The organism is Variovorax sp. Varisp85, from assembly GCF_047304045.1.
GTDB lineage: Bacteria > Pseudomonadota > Gammaproteobacteria > Burkholderiales > Burkholderiaceae_C > Variovorax.
The window spans coordinates 13,718-30,957 of the sequence record NZ_JBGLYN010000080.1; the positions used below are offsets into that span (position 1 = coordinate 13,718).

The 17,240-nt window shown below is 68.0% G+C and carries 15 protein-coding genes; 1 reads left to right on the forward strand and 14 read right to left on the reverse strand.

What is annotated here, in order from left to right:
• The first annotated feature begins 8 nt into the window (after nt 1-8).
• Nucleotides 9-1,751, forward strand: coding sequence for a protein kinase domain-containing protein (locus tag ACCC97_RS24810; protein WP_413335599.1), 1,743 nt, complete (start codon nt 9-11; stop codon nt 1,749-1,751).
• 15 nt (nt 1,752-1,766) lie between these two features.
• Here the strand turns inward: ACCC97_RS24810 and ACCC97_RS24815 are convergent, their stop codons facing one another.
• The 14 genes from ACCC97_RS24815 to ACCC97_RS24880 all read right to left on the reverse strand — a co-directional run bounded on the left by ACCC97_RS24815 (nt 1,767) and on the right by ACCC97_RS24880 (nt 17,118).
• The gene (locus ACCC97_RS24815) at nt 1,767-2,687 is read right to left on the reverse strand and encodes a hydroxymethylglutaryl-CoA lyase (protein WP_413335601.1); all 921 of its coding nucleotides are present in this window, start codon (nt 2,685-2,687) and stop codon (nt 1,767-1,769) included.
• Nucleotides 2,688-2,855: 168 nt separating this feature from the next.
• Entirely contained in the window at nt 2,856-3,161 is a 306-nt protein-coding gene (locus tag ACCC97_RS24820) for an acylphosphatase (protein WP_413315877.1), read from the reverse strand.
• A gap of 10 nt (nt 3,162-3,171) precedes the next feature.
• Entirely contained in the window at nt 3,172-4,341 is a 1,170-nt protein-coding gene (locus ACCC97_RS24825; protein ID WP_413335603.1) for an acyl-CoA dehydrogenase family protein, read from the reverse strand.
• Nucleotides 4,338-5,564 (reverse strand): CaiB/BaiF CoA transferase family protein, encoded by a 1,227-nt coding sequence (locus tag ACCC97_RS24830; RefSeq protein ID WP_007827844.1) that lies wholly within the window; start codon nt 5,562-5,564, stop codon nt 4,338-4,340. The genes ACCC97_RS24825 and ACCC97_RS24830 overlap by 4 nt, the downstream gene beginning before the upstream one ends.
• A 121-nt stretch (nt 5,565-5,685) precedes the next feature.
• Nucleotides 5,686-6,702, reverse strand: coding sequence for a Bug family tripartite tricarboxylate transporter substrate binding protein (locus tag ACCC97_RS24835; protein ID WP_413315882.1), 1,017 nt, complete (start codon nt 6,700-6,702; stop codon nt 5,686-5,688).
• Nucleotides 6,703-6,727: 25 nt separating this feature from the next.
• Nucleotides 6,728-7,117 carry a cupin domain-containing protein gene (locus ACCC97_RS24840; protein ID WP_007827840.1) on the reverse strand — a complete coding sequence of 130 codons (390 nt, stop codon included), beginning with the start codon at nt 7,115-7,117 and terminating at the stop codon, nt 6,728-6,730.
• A complete protein-coding gene (locus ACCC97_RS24845) occupies nt 7,114-7,863 on the reverse strand; it encodes an IclR family transcriptional regulator (protein WP_413315883.1) in 750 nt (249 codons plus the stop codon). The genes ACCC97_RS24840 and ACCC97_RS24845 overlap by 4 nt, the downstream gene beginning before the upstream one ends.
• A 92-nt stretch (nt 7,864-7,955) precedes the next feature.
• Nucleotides 7,956-8,876, reverse strand: coding sequence for a 2-hydroxyacid dehydrogenase (locus tag ACCC97_RS24850; RefSeq protein WP_413335606.1), 921 nt, complete (start codon nt 8,874-8,876; stop codon nt 7,956-7,958).
• A 188-nt stretch (nt 8,877-9,064) separates the two neighbouring features.
• Nucleotides 9,065-11,155, reverse strand: coding sequence for a biotin carboxylase N-terminal domain-containing protein (locus ACCC97_RS24855; protein WP_413335608.1), 2,091 nt, complete (start codon nt 11,153-11,155; stop codon nt 9,065-9,067).
• Nucleotides 11,148-11,819: a DUF4126 domain-containing protein gene (locus ACCC97_RS24860; RefSeq protein ID WP_007827835.1), complete on the reverse strand. Its 672-nt coding sequence runs from the start codon at nt 11,817-11,819 to the stop codon at nt 11,148-11,150. Before ACCC97_RS24860 ends, ACCC97_RS24855 begins: the two co-directional genes overlap by 8 nt.
• 9 nt (nt 11,820-11,828) lie before the next feature.
• The gene (locus ACCC97_RS24865) at nt 11,829-12,620 is read right to left on the reverse strand and encodes an enoyl-CoA hydratase/isomerase family protein (protein WP_413335610.1); all 792 of its coding nucleotides are present in this window, start codon (nt 12,618-12,620) and stop codon (nt 11,829-11,831) included.
• Nucleotides 12,617-13,780 (reverse strand): hypothetical protein, encoded by a 1,164-nt coding sequence (locus ACCC97_RS24870; protein ID WP_413335611.1) that lies wholly within the window; start codon nt 13,778-13,780, stop codon nt 12,617-12,619. The genes ACCC97_RS24865 and ACCC97_RS24870 overlap by 4 nt, the downstream gene beginning before the upstream one ends.
• Before the next feature lie 36 nt (nt 13,781-13,816).
• Nucleotides 13,817-15,442 (reverse strand): carboxyl transferase domain-containing protein, encoded by a 1,626-nt coding sequence (locus ACCC97_RS24875; protein ID WP_413335613.1) that lies wholly within the window; start codon nt 15,440-15,442, stop codon nt 13,817-13,819.
• The gene (locus tag ACCC97_RS24880; protein ID WP_413335615.1) at nt 15,439-17,118 is read right to left on the reverse strand and encodes an AMP-binding protein; all 1,680 of its coding nucleotides are present in this window, start codon (nt 17,116-17,118) and stop codon (nt 15,439-15,441) included. The genes ACCC97_RS24875 and ACCC97_RS24880 overlap by 4 nt, the downstream gene beginning before the upstream one ends.
• Nucleotides 17,119-17,240 lie beyond the last annotated feature (122 nt).

A 17,240-nucleotide genomic window follows, 5' to 3' on the forward strand; every position in this document is an offset into this window, starting at 1 on the left:
CGGCCTGGATGCCGCGCAAGGCATTGCGCGTGACGCTCGGCCAGCATTCGCTGGCAGGGCGCAAATCGCCGGTCAACCAGGACTTCCACGGCGCCATGCTGCCCGAGGGGGCGCTGCGCGCCTCCAAGGGCATCGCGGTGGCGCTCGCCGACGGCATCGGCTCCAGCCGCGTGAGCCAGGTGGCGAGCGCGGCGGCCGTGCGGGGCTTTCTCGACGACTACTACGCGACCTCCGACGCGTGGTCGGTGCGCCGCTCCGCGCAGCGGGTGCTGGACGCCACCAACTCGTGGCTGCATGCGCAGACGATGCGCAGCGACGCGCGCTTCGACAAGGACAGCGGCTACGTCTGCACCTTCAGCGCGCTGATCCTCAAGGGCCGCGACGCGCACCTGCTGCACGTCGGCGATGCGCGCATCTACCGGCTGCATGCCGGCGCGCTGGAACAGCTCACCGAAGACCATCGCGTCAACGTGTCGTCGGCCGAGTCGTACCTCGGGCGCGCTCTGGGCGCGGGCGCCAATGTGGAGATCGACTACCGCTGCTGGCAGGCTGAGGCGGGCGAGGTCTACCTGCTGGCCACCGATGGCGCGTACGCGCATCTCGACAGCGGCACGGTGAACGAGGTGCTCGGCCGCTGCGGGGACGATTTCGACGCGGCCGCCCGGCTGCTGGCAGAAACCGCGCAGGCCAAGGGCAGCGACGATGACAGCACGGTCCAGCTGCTGCGCATCGACGAGCTTCCCGAAACCGACGCGCCGCATGCGCAGCTGCAGCGCGAAGGCCTGGCGCTGCCGCCAGCCCTCGCGCCGAGGGACCGCTTCGAGGGCTTCACGCTCGTGCGCGAGATCCACATGAGCGCGCGCAGCCACGTGTACCTGGCCACCGACGAGGCCACGGGCCAGCCGGTGGTGCTGAAGCTCCCGTCGATCGACCTGCGCGGCGACCCCGACTACCTCGACCGCTTCGTGCTCGAGGAATGGGTGGCGCGGCGCATCGACAGCCCGCACGTGCTCAAGGCCAGCACCGTCGAACGCACGCGCAGCCACCTGTACGTGGCCATGGAGTACGTGGACGGCCAGACGCTGGCGCAGTGGATGGTCGACCACCCCCGGCCCGCGCTGGACAGCGTGCGCGGCATCGTCGAGCAGCTGGCGCGGGGCCTGCAGGCGCTGCACAGCAAGGAAATGCTGCACCAGGACATGCGCCCCGAGAACGTGATGATCGACCGCACGGGCACCGTGAAGATCATCGACCTCGCCGCCACCCACGTCGCGGGCCTGTCCGACGGCAGCGGCGAGCGCCGGGCGCTCGCCATCGAAGGCACGCTGCAGTACACCGCGCCGGAATACTTCACCGGCCATGGCGGCACGGCCCGATCCGACCTGTTCTCGCTGGCGGTGATCGCCTACCAGATGCTCGCCGGCCAGCTGCCTTACGGGCTGCAGGCGTCGCGCATCCGCTCACCCGCCGATGTCGGCCGGCTGCGCTATGTGCCGGTGCGGCATTTCCGTCCCGACCTGCCTGCGTGGGTCAATGCCGTGCTGCAGAAGGCGCTGCAGCCGCAGGCGGCGAAGCGGCAGGAGGCGGTGTCCGAATTCGCGCACGACCTCAGGGCGCCGGGGCCGGAGTTTCTTCGCCCGCGGTCACCCGCGCTGATCGAGCGCCGGCCGGTGCTGTTCTGGCAATGCACGACGGTCCTGCTGGCCGCGGCGGTGATCGTGCTGCTCGGGCTGCGCGCCTTCGGGCGCTGAAGAAGACGAAGCCGCTCAGCCGGCGCGCTTGGTGCGGATCGCCTTCGACGCGCGCGAGTTCGGTTCGCGGCCCAGCGCCTCGCTGATGTAGACGCCCGCGTCGATCAGCTTGTCGAGATCGACGCCGGTCTCGATGCCCATGCCGTGCAGCATGTAGACCACGTCTTCGGTCGCCACGTTGCCCGTCGCGCCCTTCGCGTAGGGGCAGCCGCCGAGGCCGGCCGAGGACGACTGGAAATTCCACACGCCCAGTTCGAGCGCCGCCAGCGTATTGACCAGCGCCTGCCCGTAGGTGTCGTGAAAATGGCCGGAAACGGCATCGACATCGAAGTGCGCCAGCGTGGCCTCCATCGCCCCTTGCACCTTGCGCGGCGTGCCCACGCCGATGGTGTCGGCCACGTCCACGCGCTGCACGCCAATGCCCTTCATCAGCTGCGCGAGGTAGCCGACCTTGGCCGGTGCGATCTCGCCTTCATACGGGCAGCCCACGGTGCACGACATCGCGCCGCGCACGTGGATGCCCTTCTCGCGCGCCGCGGCCACCACGGGCGCGAAGCGTTCGATGCTCTCGGCAATCGAGCAGTTGATGTTCTTCTGGCTGAAGGCCTCGCTCGCGGCGCCGAACACCACGATCTCGTCGGGCCATTCCTCGCGCGGCGCGGCGATGGCGGCCTCGAAGCCCTTCATGTTGGGCGTGAGCACCGAGTAGCGCACGCCGGGCTTGCGCACGATGCCATGCATCACCTCGGCGTTGTCGGCCATCTGCGGCACCCACTTGGGCGAGACGAAGCTGGTGACCTCGATCTCCTTCAGGCCCGCGTCCTGCAGGCGGTGCACGAGGCCGATCTTGACCTCGGCCGAGACGGGCTGCTTTTCGTTCTGCAGGCCGTCGCGCGGGCCGACGTCGACGAGCTTGACGCGGGTGGGGAGTTTCATGGGATGTCTCTTATGTCGCGGGAGGATGAAAGGCCGTCAGCCATTGTCCGACACATGGAAATGCCCTGCCAGGCACACAGGCCGCGGAAGGTAGCAATGCGCGCCTGCGGGGTTGCAAATGGTGCCAACCGCACGGCACCCGGGCTCGGACGCAGACCGAAGCGGGCGCTAGACGGTTCCCCGCTGCTCGAAGCCGCCGGGTATGCCGCCCGCGGCGACAGCGTCGAGGCGCTCGTCCACGTCGACCGCATCCACGCGCGCACCGTCCGGCCCCTGCTGCGCCCAACGGACCAGCGCTTCGACCGCGCCAGCCTCGCCGATCGCCAGCGCTTCCACGCTGCCGTCGCGTCGGTTGCGCACCCAACCCTGCACGCCGAGCCGCTGCGCGGCCTGCACCATCGACCAGCGATAGCCCACGCCCTGCACGAGGCCGCGGATGACGAGGTGGCGAGTCACGGTGATGGCGTTGTTCATGGCATTGCGATCAGTACGACTTGGGCAGCCCCAGTGCCTTCTCCGCGATGAAGTTCAGGATCATCTGCGGGCTCACCGGCGCGATGCGCGGGATGTAGCTCTCGCGCAGCAGGCGCTCCACATGGTATTCCTTCGCATAGCCCATGCCGCCCAGCGTGAGGATCGCGTTCTGGCAGGCATCGTGCGCCGCCTCGGCCGCGAGGTACTTGGCGGCATTGGCCTCGATGCCGCAGGGCTCGCCCGCGTCGTACAGCGTGGCGGCCTTGAACACCATCAGGTCGGCGGCCTCGAGGTTGGCCCAGGCCCGTGCGAGCGGATGCGCCACGCCCTGGTTCTGCCCGATGGGCCGGCCGAACACGATGCGCTCCTGCGCGTACTGCGAAGCGATGCGCAGCGCCGCGCGGCCGATGCCGATGGCTTCCGCAGCGATCAAGATGCGCTCGGGGTTCAGGCCGTGCAGGATGTACTCGAAGCCGCGCCCTTCCTCCCCGATGCGATCCTCCTGCGGCACTTCGAGCCCGTCGATGAAGAGCATGTTCGAATCCACTGCCGCGCGGCCGAGCTTGTGGATCTCGCGCACCTCGACCTTGCTGCGGTCCAACGCCGTGTAGAACAGCGTGAGGCCTTGCGTGGGCTTCTTCACCTGGTCGATCGGCGTGGTGCGCGTGAGGATGAGCATGCGGTCGGCGACCTGCGCGGTCGAGATCCATATCTTGCGGCCGTGCAGCAGGTAGCTGCCGCCGGGCTGGTGCACCGCCTGCGTCTTGAGGCTGGTGGTGTCGAGCCCCGCGTCGGGCTCGGTCACGGCGAAGCAGGCTTTCTCGGTGCCCGCGATCAGCGGCGGCAGGAAGCGCTGGCGTTGGGCCTCGCTGCCGAACACCACCACCGGGTTGAGCCCGAAGATGTTCATGTGCACCGACGATGCGCCCGACATGCCCGCGCCCGACGCGCTGATGGCACGCATCATCAGCGCCGCCTCGGTGATGCCGAGCCCCGCGCCGCCCTGCGCCTCGGGCATCGCGATGCCGAGCCAGCCGCTCGCTGCAACGGCGCGGTGGAATTCATGCGGGAACACGGCGCGATCGTCGTGGTCGCGCCAGTAGTCGGCGGGGAAGTCCTCGCAGAGGCGTTCGATGGCCGCGACCAGCGAGCGCTGGTCTTCGTTCAGGGAGAAGTTCATTCTTTGCTGTCCTTCGGTGGGTCGGGTTGCAGCGTGACGCCGCGTTCGAGCATGCGGGCAATGGCCTCGTCGCCATATCCCGCTTCGCGCAGCAGCTCCACGCTCTGCTCGCCGATGCGCGGCGCGGGCCGGCGGATGGCGGTGGGCGTGGCGCCGTAGCGGCCGACCGGCGCGAGGGTGCGGATGCGGCCCTCGGTCGGGTGGTCGAGCTCGGGGTAGAAATCGACGGCGCGCAGGTGCGGATCGTCGAGCAGGCTCTCGGTGCTGTGAAGGCGCGCGACGGGGATATCGGCAGCATCGAGCGCGGCGAACCATTCGTCGCTGGTGCGCGTGGCCATCGCTTCGGCGACGAAGGCGTACACCGCGCCGATGTTCGCGGCGCGCGCGGTGTGCGTGCCGAACATCGGCGAATCGCGCAGCCCGGGGCGGCCGATCAGGTCGAAGAAGGCCTGCCAGTGCTTGTCGTTGTAGATCAGCACGCTGAGGTAGCCGTCGGCCGTGGCGTAGGGCTTGCGGTGCGGTGCGAGCAAGCGCGCATAGCCGGTGGGGCCGAGCGGCGGCTCGAAACTGTGGCCGCCGAGGTGGTCGCCCATGACGAACTGCGAGAGCGCTTCGAACATCGGCACCTCGACCGCCTGGCCCTTGCCGGTGCGTTGCGCGTGCAGCACGGCGGCGAGCAGCGCGATGGCGGCCTGCAGTCCGACGGCGCGGTCGGCGAGCGTGACGGGTGCATAGCGCGGTTCGCCGCCGCTTTGCTGCGCGAACAGCGAGGCCACGCCTGCCGCGCCCTGGATCAGGTCGTCGTACGCGGGCCTGCCGGCGTAGGGCCCCTGCTCGCCATAGCCGAAGGCGCCGAGGTAGACGATCTTCGGATTGGCCCCGGCCACCGCGTCGTAGTCAAGCCCGAGCCGCGCCATCGCCTGCGGCCGCGTGTTGTAGATCAATGCATCGCAACTTGCCGCGAGCTTCAGGCAGGCCTCGCGCCCTTCGGGCTGCTTGAGGTCGAGCACGATCGAACGCTTGTTGCGGTTCAGGTGCAGCGCCATCGCGCCCATGCCGGGGTGGCGCATGGGGCCGACAGCGCGCAGGTTGTCGCCGCCGGGCGGCTCGACCTTGATGACGTCGGCGCCGAGGTCGCCGAGCGTCTGCGTGGCGTAAGGCCCCATCACCACGGCCGTGAGGTCGAGGATGCGGATGCCTTGGAGAGGTCCGGAGGTGTTCATGTCTTCGCTCCTTCCCCCGCTGGGGGAAGGTCGGGATGGGGGCAGGCAGGGCGCCAAGCAGGGACGCCGCTTGCCCCCACCCCTGCCCTCCTCCAGCGGGGGAGGGATAAAGTCGGATCACTCATTCGGGTTGAATCCCCGCAGCCTGGATCAGCTTCTTCCATTTCGCCAGTTCCGACACCGTGAACGCCCCCAGCTCCTCGGGCGTACTGCCGAAGGCATCGAAGCCCAGCTTGCTCACGCGCTCGCGGAAGGCCGCGCCGTTCGCCATCTCCGACAGCGCCTTGTTGAGCTTCAGCACGATGTCGCGCGGCGTGCCGGCCGGCGCGAACACGCCGTTCCACGAGGTGATGTCGAAGCCTTTCAGCTCGGGCGTGTCGGCCAGCGGCGGCAGCTCGGGGAAGAGCTTGGTGCGCTCCTGCGTCGTGACCGCAATCGCGCGCATCTTGCCGGCCTTCACCGTCGCAAGGCCCGCGGCGAGGTCGACCACCATCATCGACACCTGCCCGCCGATCAGGTCGGCAATGGCCGGCGGCGTGCTCTTGTACGGCACGTGCAGCATCGGCACGCCGCTCATGCGCGACAGCGTGGCGCCGCTCACGATGCCGGTGCTGTTGCCGCTCGCATAGGTCAGCTTGCCGGGGTGCGCACGTCCCCAGGCCAGCAGCTCGGCCACGCTCTTCACGGGCAGGTCGTTGTTCACCACGAGCATGAACGGCAGGTTGCCCATGCGGCTCACGGGCGCGAAGTCTTTCACCGGGTCGTAGGGCAGCGACTTCATCAGGCTCGGGTTGGCCGAGTGCGTGGTGTTGGTGGTCATGAACAGCGTGTAGCCGTCGGGCGGCGCCTTGGCCACGGCTTCGGCACCGATCACGCCGTTGGCACCGGCCTTGTTGTCGACGATGACCGAGCCCTTGAGCGCCTCGCCCAGCATCTGCGCGGTGATGCGTGCCACAGCGTCGGTGCCGCTGCCGGCCGCGAAGGGCACGACGATGCGTATCGGCTGCTTCGGGTAGCCGTCCTGCGCAAAGGCCCAGGGCACTGCGCTGGCGAGACCCGTGGCGGCACCGATGGAAATGAAACGGCGGCGGTTCGCCACCGCGACCGATGGCTCGGTCGCGTTCTTCGTTGTCTGCATTTGCTTGTCTCCGGGTGGTTGTCGTTCAGGGCCGGATCACGCGCTCCGGCAATTCCTCGTACGGCGGGCTATAGATCACCAGCACGCGCACCGGCTCGTCGCTCACCACCGTGAAGGTGTGCATCGCGTCGGCCGGAAAAAAGCAGCTGTCGCCAGGGTGCAGCTCCTGCCGCTGGCCACCCACCTCGGCGACTGCACGGCCTTCGAGCATGTAGCAGACCTGCTCGATGCCCGGGTGCGCGTGCGGCAGCGCGCCCTTGCCCTTCTGGATGTGGCCGACCAGCACTTCGAGCTGCTTCGCGCCCACGGTCTCGGGGCCGATCAGGCGCTTGTTGAGCGTGCCGGTATGGTTGGCCGGGTGGTAGCCGTCGATCTCGTCCTCGCGGACGAAGTAGCGGGGGGTGCTTGCAGTCATCGGGGACTTTCGGTCTTGGGTTCGATGGCGAGGCAGGCCGAGCGCAGCATCGCCGCGATCTCCTCGATGCGCGCCTCCATGCGGTAGCGCGGACCGGCGACCGAGATGGCATAGGCCTCGCCGCCGATGCGCAGCGGCCAGGCCAGGCCGATCAGGTCGGGAATGCTTTCGCCGAGGTTGCCGTACCAGCCGCGCGCGGCAGAGCGCTGCAACTCGGCTTCGATGGCATCGGCGGTGGTGAGCGTGGCGTCGGTCAGCGGCGCGAGCGTCATGCCGTCGAGCAGCTTGCGGCGCGCTTCGGGCGTGAGCGTGGAGAGCAACGCACGCCCCAGCGAGTTGGCGTAAGCCGGGCGCGTCTCGCCCGACTCGGCCGTGTAACGAATGCTCTGCGGCGCGCTCAGCACTTCCAGGTACACCACCAGGCCCGCATCGCGGAACTTGGCGAACACCACGGTTTCGCGCGCAGCATCGCGCAACTCCTCGAGCGTGGCCTTCACCCGGTCGAGCACCGGGTCGTGGGCGGCGATGACCTGCGCCATCGCGAGCAGCCGGCCCGTCGGGTAGTAGCCCTGGCGGCGGCCGGTTTCGTACATGTAGCCCTGCTCTTCGAGCGTGCGGATCAGGCCCAGGCAGCTCGACACCGGCATGTCGAGCAGGCGCGCCATCTCGGACAGCGCCAGCGGCTGCTTCTCGCGAGCGAAGAGCTCGACGATCTCGATCACGCGGAATGCAGTTTTCACAGTCATGAAAATATTTTCATGTTTATGAAAAATCGGCGCTTCGGGGTTTCCCCTGCCCGCCTTGCGCCGCGGCGGGCTCGCAAAAGGTGACGCCGCCGTCAGTACCCGCGCGCCGGATCGACCACGCCGGCGATCGGCAGGCCCTGCTCCATCGCCCGGATCTTCCCGGCGATCTGCGCAATGGACTCCTCGCGCAGCGTGCGCGCCGAGCCGTGCGGCGTCACGGTGATCTTGGGATGCCGCCAGAAGGCGTGGTCGGCCGGCAGCGGCTCGACCTGGAACACGTCGAGCGTCGCGCCCGCGAGCTGGCCGGCGTCGAGCATCGGGATCAGGTCGTCTTCCACGAGGTGCGCGCCGCGCGCGATGCTGATCAGGTAGCCCTCGGGCTTCAGCTTGCCCAGCGTGTCGCGGTTGAGGATGCCGCGCGTCGCCTCCGTCAGCGGCAGCAGGTTCACGAGCACGCGCGTGGACGACAGGAACTCGTCGAACTGCGCCTCGCCGCTGAACACGCGCACGCCGTCGATCTCCTTCGGCGAACGGCTCCAGCCCAGCACCGGAAACTCGAACTGCGCGACCGCCTTGGCCACGCGCTCGCCGAGCACGCCCAGACCCATGATCCCGACCGGGAAGTCGCGCCGCAGCTTCGGCTTGCGGTAGCTCCACTTGCCCTGCTTCGCGTCGGCCTCGTAGGCGTCGAACTCGCGGAAATGGCGAATGAGCGTGTGGCAGACGTACTCCGCCATCTGCACCGACATGCCCGCGTCGTCGAGCCGCACGATGCGCGTGTGCGCCGGCACCTTCAGCTTGAGCAGCGCGTCGACGCCCGCGCCGATGTTGAAGATGCCGCGCAGCTTCGGTTGCTCGTCGAGAAACTCCTGCGGCGGCGCCCACACCACGGCATGGTCGGCCTGCGGCGCGCCGGGCCTCCAGGCCTCGATGACGGCATCGGGTAATTCGGCCTTGAGGCCCTCGATCCAGGGGTCCGGGCGGTTGTCGGTGAGGTAGACGGTGATTCGCATGGGGACGAATCTTAGTGAAGGCGCTGGCGCGGCGTTCGGGCCGCACGCGAAGGAGATCAGGGACGACGTCAGCGACGGGGTGATGGGCTGACCCCGGGGGTCAGGGGGTCAACCCGCCTTGATGCGGCGACGGCGCCACAGCACCCCAGCTGATACGGGCGGACGCCCGCAACGGGGTTAACTATTTTTCAGGCTGCGGCGGCACTCATTCGCAACAATTCCTCGCCTTCGGCCACCTGCTCGCCCGGCGCGAACATCAGCTCGTCCACCGTGCCGTCGGCCGGTGCCGCGATGGTGTGCTCCATCTTCATGGCCTCCATCACTGCGAGCGGCTGGCCGCGGCTGACCTTGTCGCCGGCCTTGACGGCAAAGGACACGACCTTGCCGGGCATCGGTGCCGTGAGCCGGCCGCCTTCGGCGTGGGTGTCGCCCGCATGGGCGAGGCGGTCGATGGCGGTAATCTTCGTCGCGCCTTTCGAGGCGAAGACGTGGGCCGTGGCGCCGTCGACGTGCACGTCGAGCGTCTGGCGCGTGCCGGCGAATTCGACCTCGAATTCACCGCTCGGGAACTGGCCGATGACCAGCGGGCCTTCGGCGCCGCCGGCTTCGAGCCACAGGCTGCCGTCGCGCTTGTAGGTCAGCAGGGCGGTCTGCTCGGCACCGCGGAACTCGAAGTCGAAGTGGCGCCGGTACTCGCCCAGCGAGCGCCAGCCGTCGCGCCGCGCAAAGGGATCGGGCATCTTCGCGGGCCACTCGGTGATCAGCGTACGCGTGATCGCGGCGGCCGCGGCCAGCGGCAGTCCCAGCGGCTCGCGGTCGAACAGCACGGCGCGCTCGCGCTCGATCAGCGCGGTGTCGAGGTTCGCCTTCGAGAACGACTCGGTCGCCAGGATGCCGCGCAGGAACTGCACGTTGGTCGACACGCCCACGATCTGCACCTGCGCGAGCGCCGCATCGAGCCGGGCCAGCGCCTCGGCGCGCGTGCTGCCGTGCACGATCAGCTTGGCGATCATCGAGTCGTAGAAGGGCGAGATCTCGCCGCCCTCGCGCACGCCGTCGTCGATGCGCACGCGGCTGCGCTGGAAGGCGGTCGCCTGCGGCTTGCGGTACACGCGCAGCGTGCCGGTGGCGGGCAGGAAGTTGTTGTCGGGGTTCTCGGCGCAGATGCGCGCCTCGATGGCGTGGCCGTGGATCTGCAGCTCCGCCTGCTTCGCGGGCAGCGTCTCGCCCGAGGCCACGCGCAGCTGCCATTCGACGAGGTCCTGGCCGGTGATCGCTTCAGTGACGGGGTGCTCGACTTGCAGCCGCGTGTTCATCTCCATGAAGAAGAAGTTCATCTCGACGGAATCGGCCCCCACGCTCGGCACTGACGTGTCCTCGCTGCCCCCCGAGGGGGCGCTCGCTTGCTTGAGGCGGCCCGGCGCTGCGCGAGTTTCGCGCTGCTCGACGATGAACTCGACCGTGCCAGCGCCGACGTAGTTCACGGCGCGCGCCGCAGCGACGGCGGCCTCGCCCATCTGCTTGCGCATCGCCTCGGTCATGCCCGGCGCGGGCGCTTCTTCGAGCACCTTCTGGTGGCGGCGCTGCACCGAGCAGTCGCGCTCGAACAGGTACACGTAGTTGCCGTGCGTGTCGCCGAATACCTGGATCTCGATGTGGCGCGGGCGCTGCACGTACTTCTCGATCAGCACCGCGTCGTCGCCGAAGCTGTTGATGGCCTCGCGCTGGCAGGAGGCGAGCGCGGCGGCGAAGTCTTCCGCCTTGTCGACTGCGCGCATGCCCTTGCCGCCGCCACCCGCGCTGGCCTTGATGAGCACCGGGTAGCCGATGCGGTCGGCCTCGCGCTGCAGCAGCTGCGGGTTCTGGTCGTGGCCGTGGTAGCCGGGCACCAGCGGCACGCCGGCCTTTTCCATCAGCTGCTTCGACTCGGCCTTCAGCCCCATCGCCTTGATGGCCGAGGGCGGCGGGCCGATGAAGACCAGGCCGGCGTCGGCGCAGGCCTGCGCGAACTCTTCGTTCTCGCTCAGGAAGCCGTAGCCCGGATGTACGGCCTCGGCGCCCGTGGCCTTGGCCGCTTCGAGGATCTTTTCCCAGCGCAGGTAGCTGTCCTTCGGGGCACTGCCGCCGAGGTGCACCGACTCGTCGCAGGCGCGCACATGGTTGGCATGCGCGTCGGCATCGGAGTACACGGCGACCGTGCGAATGGCCATGCGGCGTGCCGTTGCAGCGACCCGGCAGGCGATCTCGCCACGGTTGGCAATCAGGATCTTCTTAAACATTCGGAGTGTCTCCCGGAGGATTCTTTTTCAGTTGAAACGCGGGCACGACGCCCGGATCGGGTCGGCCGCTGAAGATGCGGGCCACGCGGCTGAACAGCGCCTTGAGGAAACGCCAGCTCTTGCGGATCAGCCACACGCTGAGCACCAGCACGAAGACGAACAGCACCAGAAAGACCAGCGGATGCGCCACCGCGAGCCACAGCCCCGCCGGCACCATCGTGTCTTCGACCAGCGAAGCACCCACGTTCGAGAACGGCTCGGGCGAGGTGTTGATGGCCGCGCGCGTCGTCGCCTTGGCCGCGTGCGCGGTGGCAGCGAAGCTGCCGCCCAGCAGCGCGGCGACGATGGCCATCACACCATGGTCGGCGCCGAACACGCTGGCTGCGAGCGCGGCACCGGCCGGGATGCGGATGGCGGTGTGCACCACGTCCCACAGCGAATCGAGGCCGGGGATCTTGTCGGCGAAGAATTCGACGAACACCATGAAGCCACTGGCTGCGATGACCACCGGATGCGCCAGCAGTTGCAGCCCGCTCGGCAACGGCACCCAGCCGAAGTAGCCGACAAGTCCGGTCAGCAGCACGACGAGGTAGAGCCGCACGCCACTGGCCCAGCCGATGGCGGCGGCCAGTGCGAGCAGCTGGGGCATGTCGAGTGCGTTCATCGCGTGTGCTCAGCGGCCCAGCCAGGACGTCTTGCGCTTCTGCAGGAAGGCCTGCACGCCTTCACGGCCTTCCTCGCTCGCGCGGATGTCGGCGATGCCTTCGACGGTCTTCGCGATCAGTGCGTCGTCGATCTCGCGGCCGGCCACGTCGGCGATCAGTTGCTTGCACGCGCGCACGGCGGCCGGACTTGCACCGGTCAACGCCTTCACGAGTTCGTCGACCTTCGCATCGAGCGCATCGGCGGCAACCACTTCATGCACGAAGCCGATGCGATGCGCTTCGGACGCAGTGAAGCGCTCGGCCGTGAGGAAGTAGCGCTGCGACGCGCGCGTGCCCATGGCACGCAGCACGTACGGGCTGATGGTCGCGGGCACGAGGCCGATCTTCACTTCGCTCAGGCAGTACCAGGCCGTGTCCACGCTCACGGCCATGTCGCAGGCCGCGACCAGCCCCATGCCGCCCGCATACACGTCACCCTGCACGCGCGCGATGGTGGGCTTGGGGCACTCGGCGATGGTGCGCAGCATGGCGGCCAGCTTGCCCGCATCGGCGATGTTCTCGTCGCGCGTGTAGTCGGCCATGCGGCGCATCCAGTTGAGGTTGGCGCCCGCACAGAAGGCCGGGCCGTTCGCGCCGAGCACGATGGCTTTCACCTGCGGCGCGGCGCCGGCTTCGGTGAAGGCCTGCGTCAGCTCTGCGATGACGACATCGTCGAAGGCGTTGCGGGCATCGGGCTGGTCGAGCCAGATGCGGGCGACGGCGCCTTCTATTTGGAGATCGAGTTTTTCGAAATCACTCATGGAGTACGTGCGTCCTGTTGAATCCTGGAGAGTTGGTTGACGCGGCCGATGCGCTGGCGCGGGTCGGACTTCCACACCACGCGATCGTCCACGGCATAGAGCCAGCAGGTCTTTCCTTCGCGTTCGCAGGTGTTCAGGACATCGGCCATCGCCGCACCGCCGGAAGCGAAGGCCGCGCTGCCATCGGCCGCGACGGCAAAGGCGCGCGGCAGGGGCAAGGCAAGGAATCCAAGATAGCGGTCCCTGCTCTGCTCACGCACGGGCACCACGGAGGAATCGTTGACGTCGGCAAAGTGGCTGTCGGTCGGCAACCTGTAGAGATTGGCGACGGGACCCTCGGTTGCCACTTTGCGTTCGGCTGCAGCAGGCTTGGGCTTCTGATAGACCACGGTGTAATCGACCGCGTAGACACTGCACTCCCCCTGGTGGCGCTCTGTGCAATATTCCAGCGCCCGCTGCGTCGGATCCGACGGCCGGTTGATGTCGCGCGGCACCAGGCCATCAGCCCAGTGGACCCAGGAACTGTCGCCAGACCGCCGAATGACGAGGGTCCGCGGTGGCTTGCTCTGCAGGAATTTCTGATACGCCGTACGACCTTCCGCGTTCAGCCCCGGAACGGCATCGACGTCATCGACCCCGACACTTGCTGTCGCCACCGCGCCGCCATCGCCCCCCGCCACTCCGCGCAGATGCACTTCAGCGCTTCCGGTGCCCGCATGGCATTCATAGGCCCCGGGCGTCGACAGCAGGGCGCCTTCGTAAAAACTCTCGACCTGCGTCACCGTGTGCACGCCACGCGCCCGCGCCGCCTGGGCCAGCGCCACCAGCGTATTGCGCATGGCCTCGCGGCAGGTCTCTTCGTCGCTGCGGATCACCGGCCGGCCGTCGCCGTAGCGCTGCGTGGTGGAGTACGGCCGGGCATAGCTTTCGGCCTTGAGCATCTGCGACTGCGACACCAGGGGCTGCGGCGTGGCGGCAAAGCGAAGCTGCACGTCGTTGCCGATGGCCTCGCGCGTGGCGGGCTGCTGCATCACCGGATAGATGGGCAGCACCAGCCGCGTGTCGCGGGCAAGCGCGGGCATGGCCAATGTCGCCAGGCAAGCAGAAAGCACGAGAAAGCCGACTCCCAGCTGACTTGTACCAAGGGGTTTCGAGATCATGGGATCACTTCCTGTTCGAAGCCGGCGGAGGCCGACTTACATGCGGAAGATACCGAATTTCGGTTCTGGAATGGGTGCGTTGCGCGCGGCCGCGAGGCCCAGCGCCAGCACCCGCCGCGTATCCGCCGGATCGATGATCCCGTCATCCCACAGCCGCGCGGTCGCGTAGTAAGGATGGCCCTGGTCTTCGTACTGCTGGCGGATCGGGGCCTTGAAGGCTTCTTCCTCTTCCTTGCTCCAGCTGCCGCCCTTGAGTTCGATGCCGTCGCGCTTCACCGTGGCCAGCACGCTCGCGGCCTGTTCGCCGCCCATCACGCTGATGCGTGCGTTGGGCCACATCCAGAGGAAGCGCGGGCTGTAGGCGCGGCCGCACATGCCGTAGTTGCCGGCGCCGAAGCTGCCGCCGATGATGATCGTGAACTTGGGCACGTTGGCCGTGGCCACGGCCGTCACCATCTTGGCGCCGTGGCGCGCAATGCCTTCGTTCTCGTACTTGCGGCCCACCATGAAGCCGGTGATGTTCTGCAGGAACACCAGCGGGATCTTGCGCTGGCAGCACAGTTCGATGAAGTGCGCGCCCTTCTGCGCCGACTCGCTGAACAGGATGCCGTTGTTGGCGACGATGCCCACGGGCATGCCCTCGATCTCGGCGAAGCCGCAGACCAGCGTCGCGCCGAAGCGCGCCTTGAACTCGTGGAACTCGCTGCCGTCGACGATGCGCGCAATGATCTCGCGCACGTCGAAGGGCTTGCGCGTGTCGGTGGGAATCACGCCATAGAGTTCTTCGCGCGGGAATGCAGGTGCGCGCACCGGGGTGTTCGCCGGCGTTGCCGCCGCGGCCTTCGCGTTGAGGTTGGCCACCGCCGAGCGCGCGAGCGCCAGCGCGTGCAGGTCGTTCTGTGCGAGGTGGTCGACCACGCCCGACAGACGCGTGTGCACGTCGCCGCCGCCCAGGTCTTCGGCCGTCACGACCTCGCCGGTGGCGGCCTTCACGAGCGGCGGGCCGCCCAGGAAGATGGTGCCCTGGTTCTTCACGATGATCGATTCGTCGCTCATCGCCGGCACGTAGGCGCCGCCGGCCGTGCACGAGCCCATGACCACCGCGATCTGCGGAATGCCCTGGGCGCTCATGTTGGCCTGGTTGTAGAAGATGCGGCCGAAGTGCTCGCGGTCGGGAAACACCTCGTCCTGGTTCGGCAGGTTGGCGCCGCCCGAGTCGACCAGGTAGATGCAGGGCAGGCGGTTCTGCTCGGCGATCTCCTGCGCGCGCAGGTGCTTCTTGACCGTCATCGGGTAGTAGGTGCCGCCCTTCACGGTCGCGTCGTTGCAGACGATCATGCAGTCGACGCCGTTCACGCGGCCGATGCCCGCAATGAGGCCCGCGCCGGGTGCGGACTCCGCACCCTTGGCATCGAGGTACATCGCATGCGCGGCCAGCGGCGCGATCTCGAGGAAGGGCGTGCCCGGGTCGAGCAGCTCGGCGACGCGGTCGCGCGGCAGCAGCTTGCCGCGCGACGTGTGCTTGGCGCGCGCGGCCTCGCCGCCGCCTTGCTCCACTTTGGCGAACTGCTGGCGCAGGTCGTCGACGAGCGCGCGCATCGCTGCGGCATTGGCCTGGAAGTCGGCCGAACGGGCATTCAGTTTGGTTTCGAGTTGGCTCATGCTGTCTTTTCTTGGCTGAGGCCGAGTTGCTCGGTCATGGCATCGCGGATCTTGAATTTCTGGATCTTGCCGGTCACCGTCATCGGGAACTCGGTGACGAACTGGATGTACTTCGGCACCTTGTAGTGCGCGATCTGGCCCTTGCAGAAATCGCGGATCTCGGTGTCGGTTGCGGTCTGGCCGGGCTTGACGATGATCCAGGCGCAGAGTTCTTCGCCGTACTTTTTATCGGGCAGGCCGACCACCTGCACGTCCTGCACCTTCGGGTGGCGATACAGGAATTCTTCGATCTCGCGCGGATAGATGTTCTCGCCGCCGCGGATCACGAGGTCCTTGATGCGGCCGACGATGTTGACGTAGCCCTCGGCGTCCATGGTGGCGAGGTCGCCGGTATGCATCCAGTGCTCGGCGTCGATGGCTTCGCGCGTCTTCGGCTCGTCTTCCCAGTAGCCGTGCATCACCGAATAGCCGCGCGTGCAGAGCTCGCCCGATTTTCCGACCGGCATGATTTCGCCGGTCTCGGCGTCGACGATCTTCACTTCGAGGTGCGGCTGCACGGTGCCCACGGTCGACACGCGGCGGTCCAGCGGCGTGTCGGTGCTGCTCTGGCAGCTCACGGGGCTGGTCTCGGTCATGCCGTAGGCGATGGTGATTTCGCTCAGGTGCATCTCGCTGACCACGCGCTTCATCACCTCGATCGGGCACGGCGAGCCGGCCATGATGCCGGTGCGCAGCGTGGACAGGTCGAACTCCCTGAAGCGCGGATGGTCGAGCTCGGCGATGAACATCGTGGGCACGCCGTGCAGGCCGGTGCACTTCTCGGCCTGCACCGTCTCGAGCACGGTGAGCGGGTCGAAGCCGTCGTTCGGGTACACGATGGCCGAGCCGTGCGTGAGGCAGGCGAGGTTGCCCAGCACCATGCCGAAGCAGTGATAGAGCGGCACCGGAATGCACAGCCTGTCGACGGGCGACAGCTTCATGCACTCGCCGATGAAGAAGCCGTTGTTCAGGATGTTGCGGTGCGTGAGCGTCGCGCCCTTTGGAAAGCCCGTGGTGCCGCTGGTGAACTGGATGTTGATCGGATCGGTGGCTTTGAGCGTCTTCTGCACCTGTCCCACGCGCGGATCGGCGGCATCGCCGCTCGCGAGCAGCTGCGAGAAGCGCTGCATGCCGGGCTGCTCGTCACCCTGGCCGGGCTTGTCGATCCAGAAGGTGTGCAGCAATTGCGGCAGGCGCTGGGAGCCGAGTTCGCGCAGCATGCCGAGGTAGTCGCTGGTCTTGAACTGCGCCATCGTCACCAGCGCCTTGCAGCCGACCTTGTTGAGCGCGTATTCGAGCTCGGAGGTCCGGTAGGCGGGGTTGATGTTGACGAGGATCAGGCCGACCTTGGCGGTGGCGATCTGCATCAGCACCCACGCGACGTTGTTGTGCGACCAGATGCCGACACGGTCGCCGGGGGCGAGGCCGAGGTTCAGCAAGGCGCCGGCGAGGCGGTTCGATTCGGTCTGCAGCTCGCGGTAGGTGAAGCGCTGGCCTTCATGGCGGCTGACGAGCGCCTCGCGGTCGGGCTGCTTCGCAACCATGTGGTCGAAGAAGTCGCCGATGGGCTGTCCGATGAGGGGGACATCGGTGGCGCCCTTGCCGTAGCTCTCGGTCAGTGCTGCAGTCATGTTCATTTCCTTGTCTCCGTTTGTCTTGCTCCTTCCCCCTCTGGGGGAAGGCTGGGATGGGGGCTGGCGGCGCCTGTTCGGTGCAGTGCCTCATCGAACGCCGCTTGGCCCCCCCCCCCCCCCCCCCC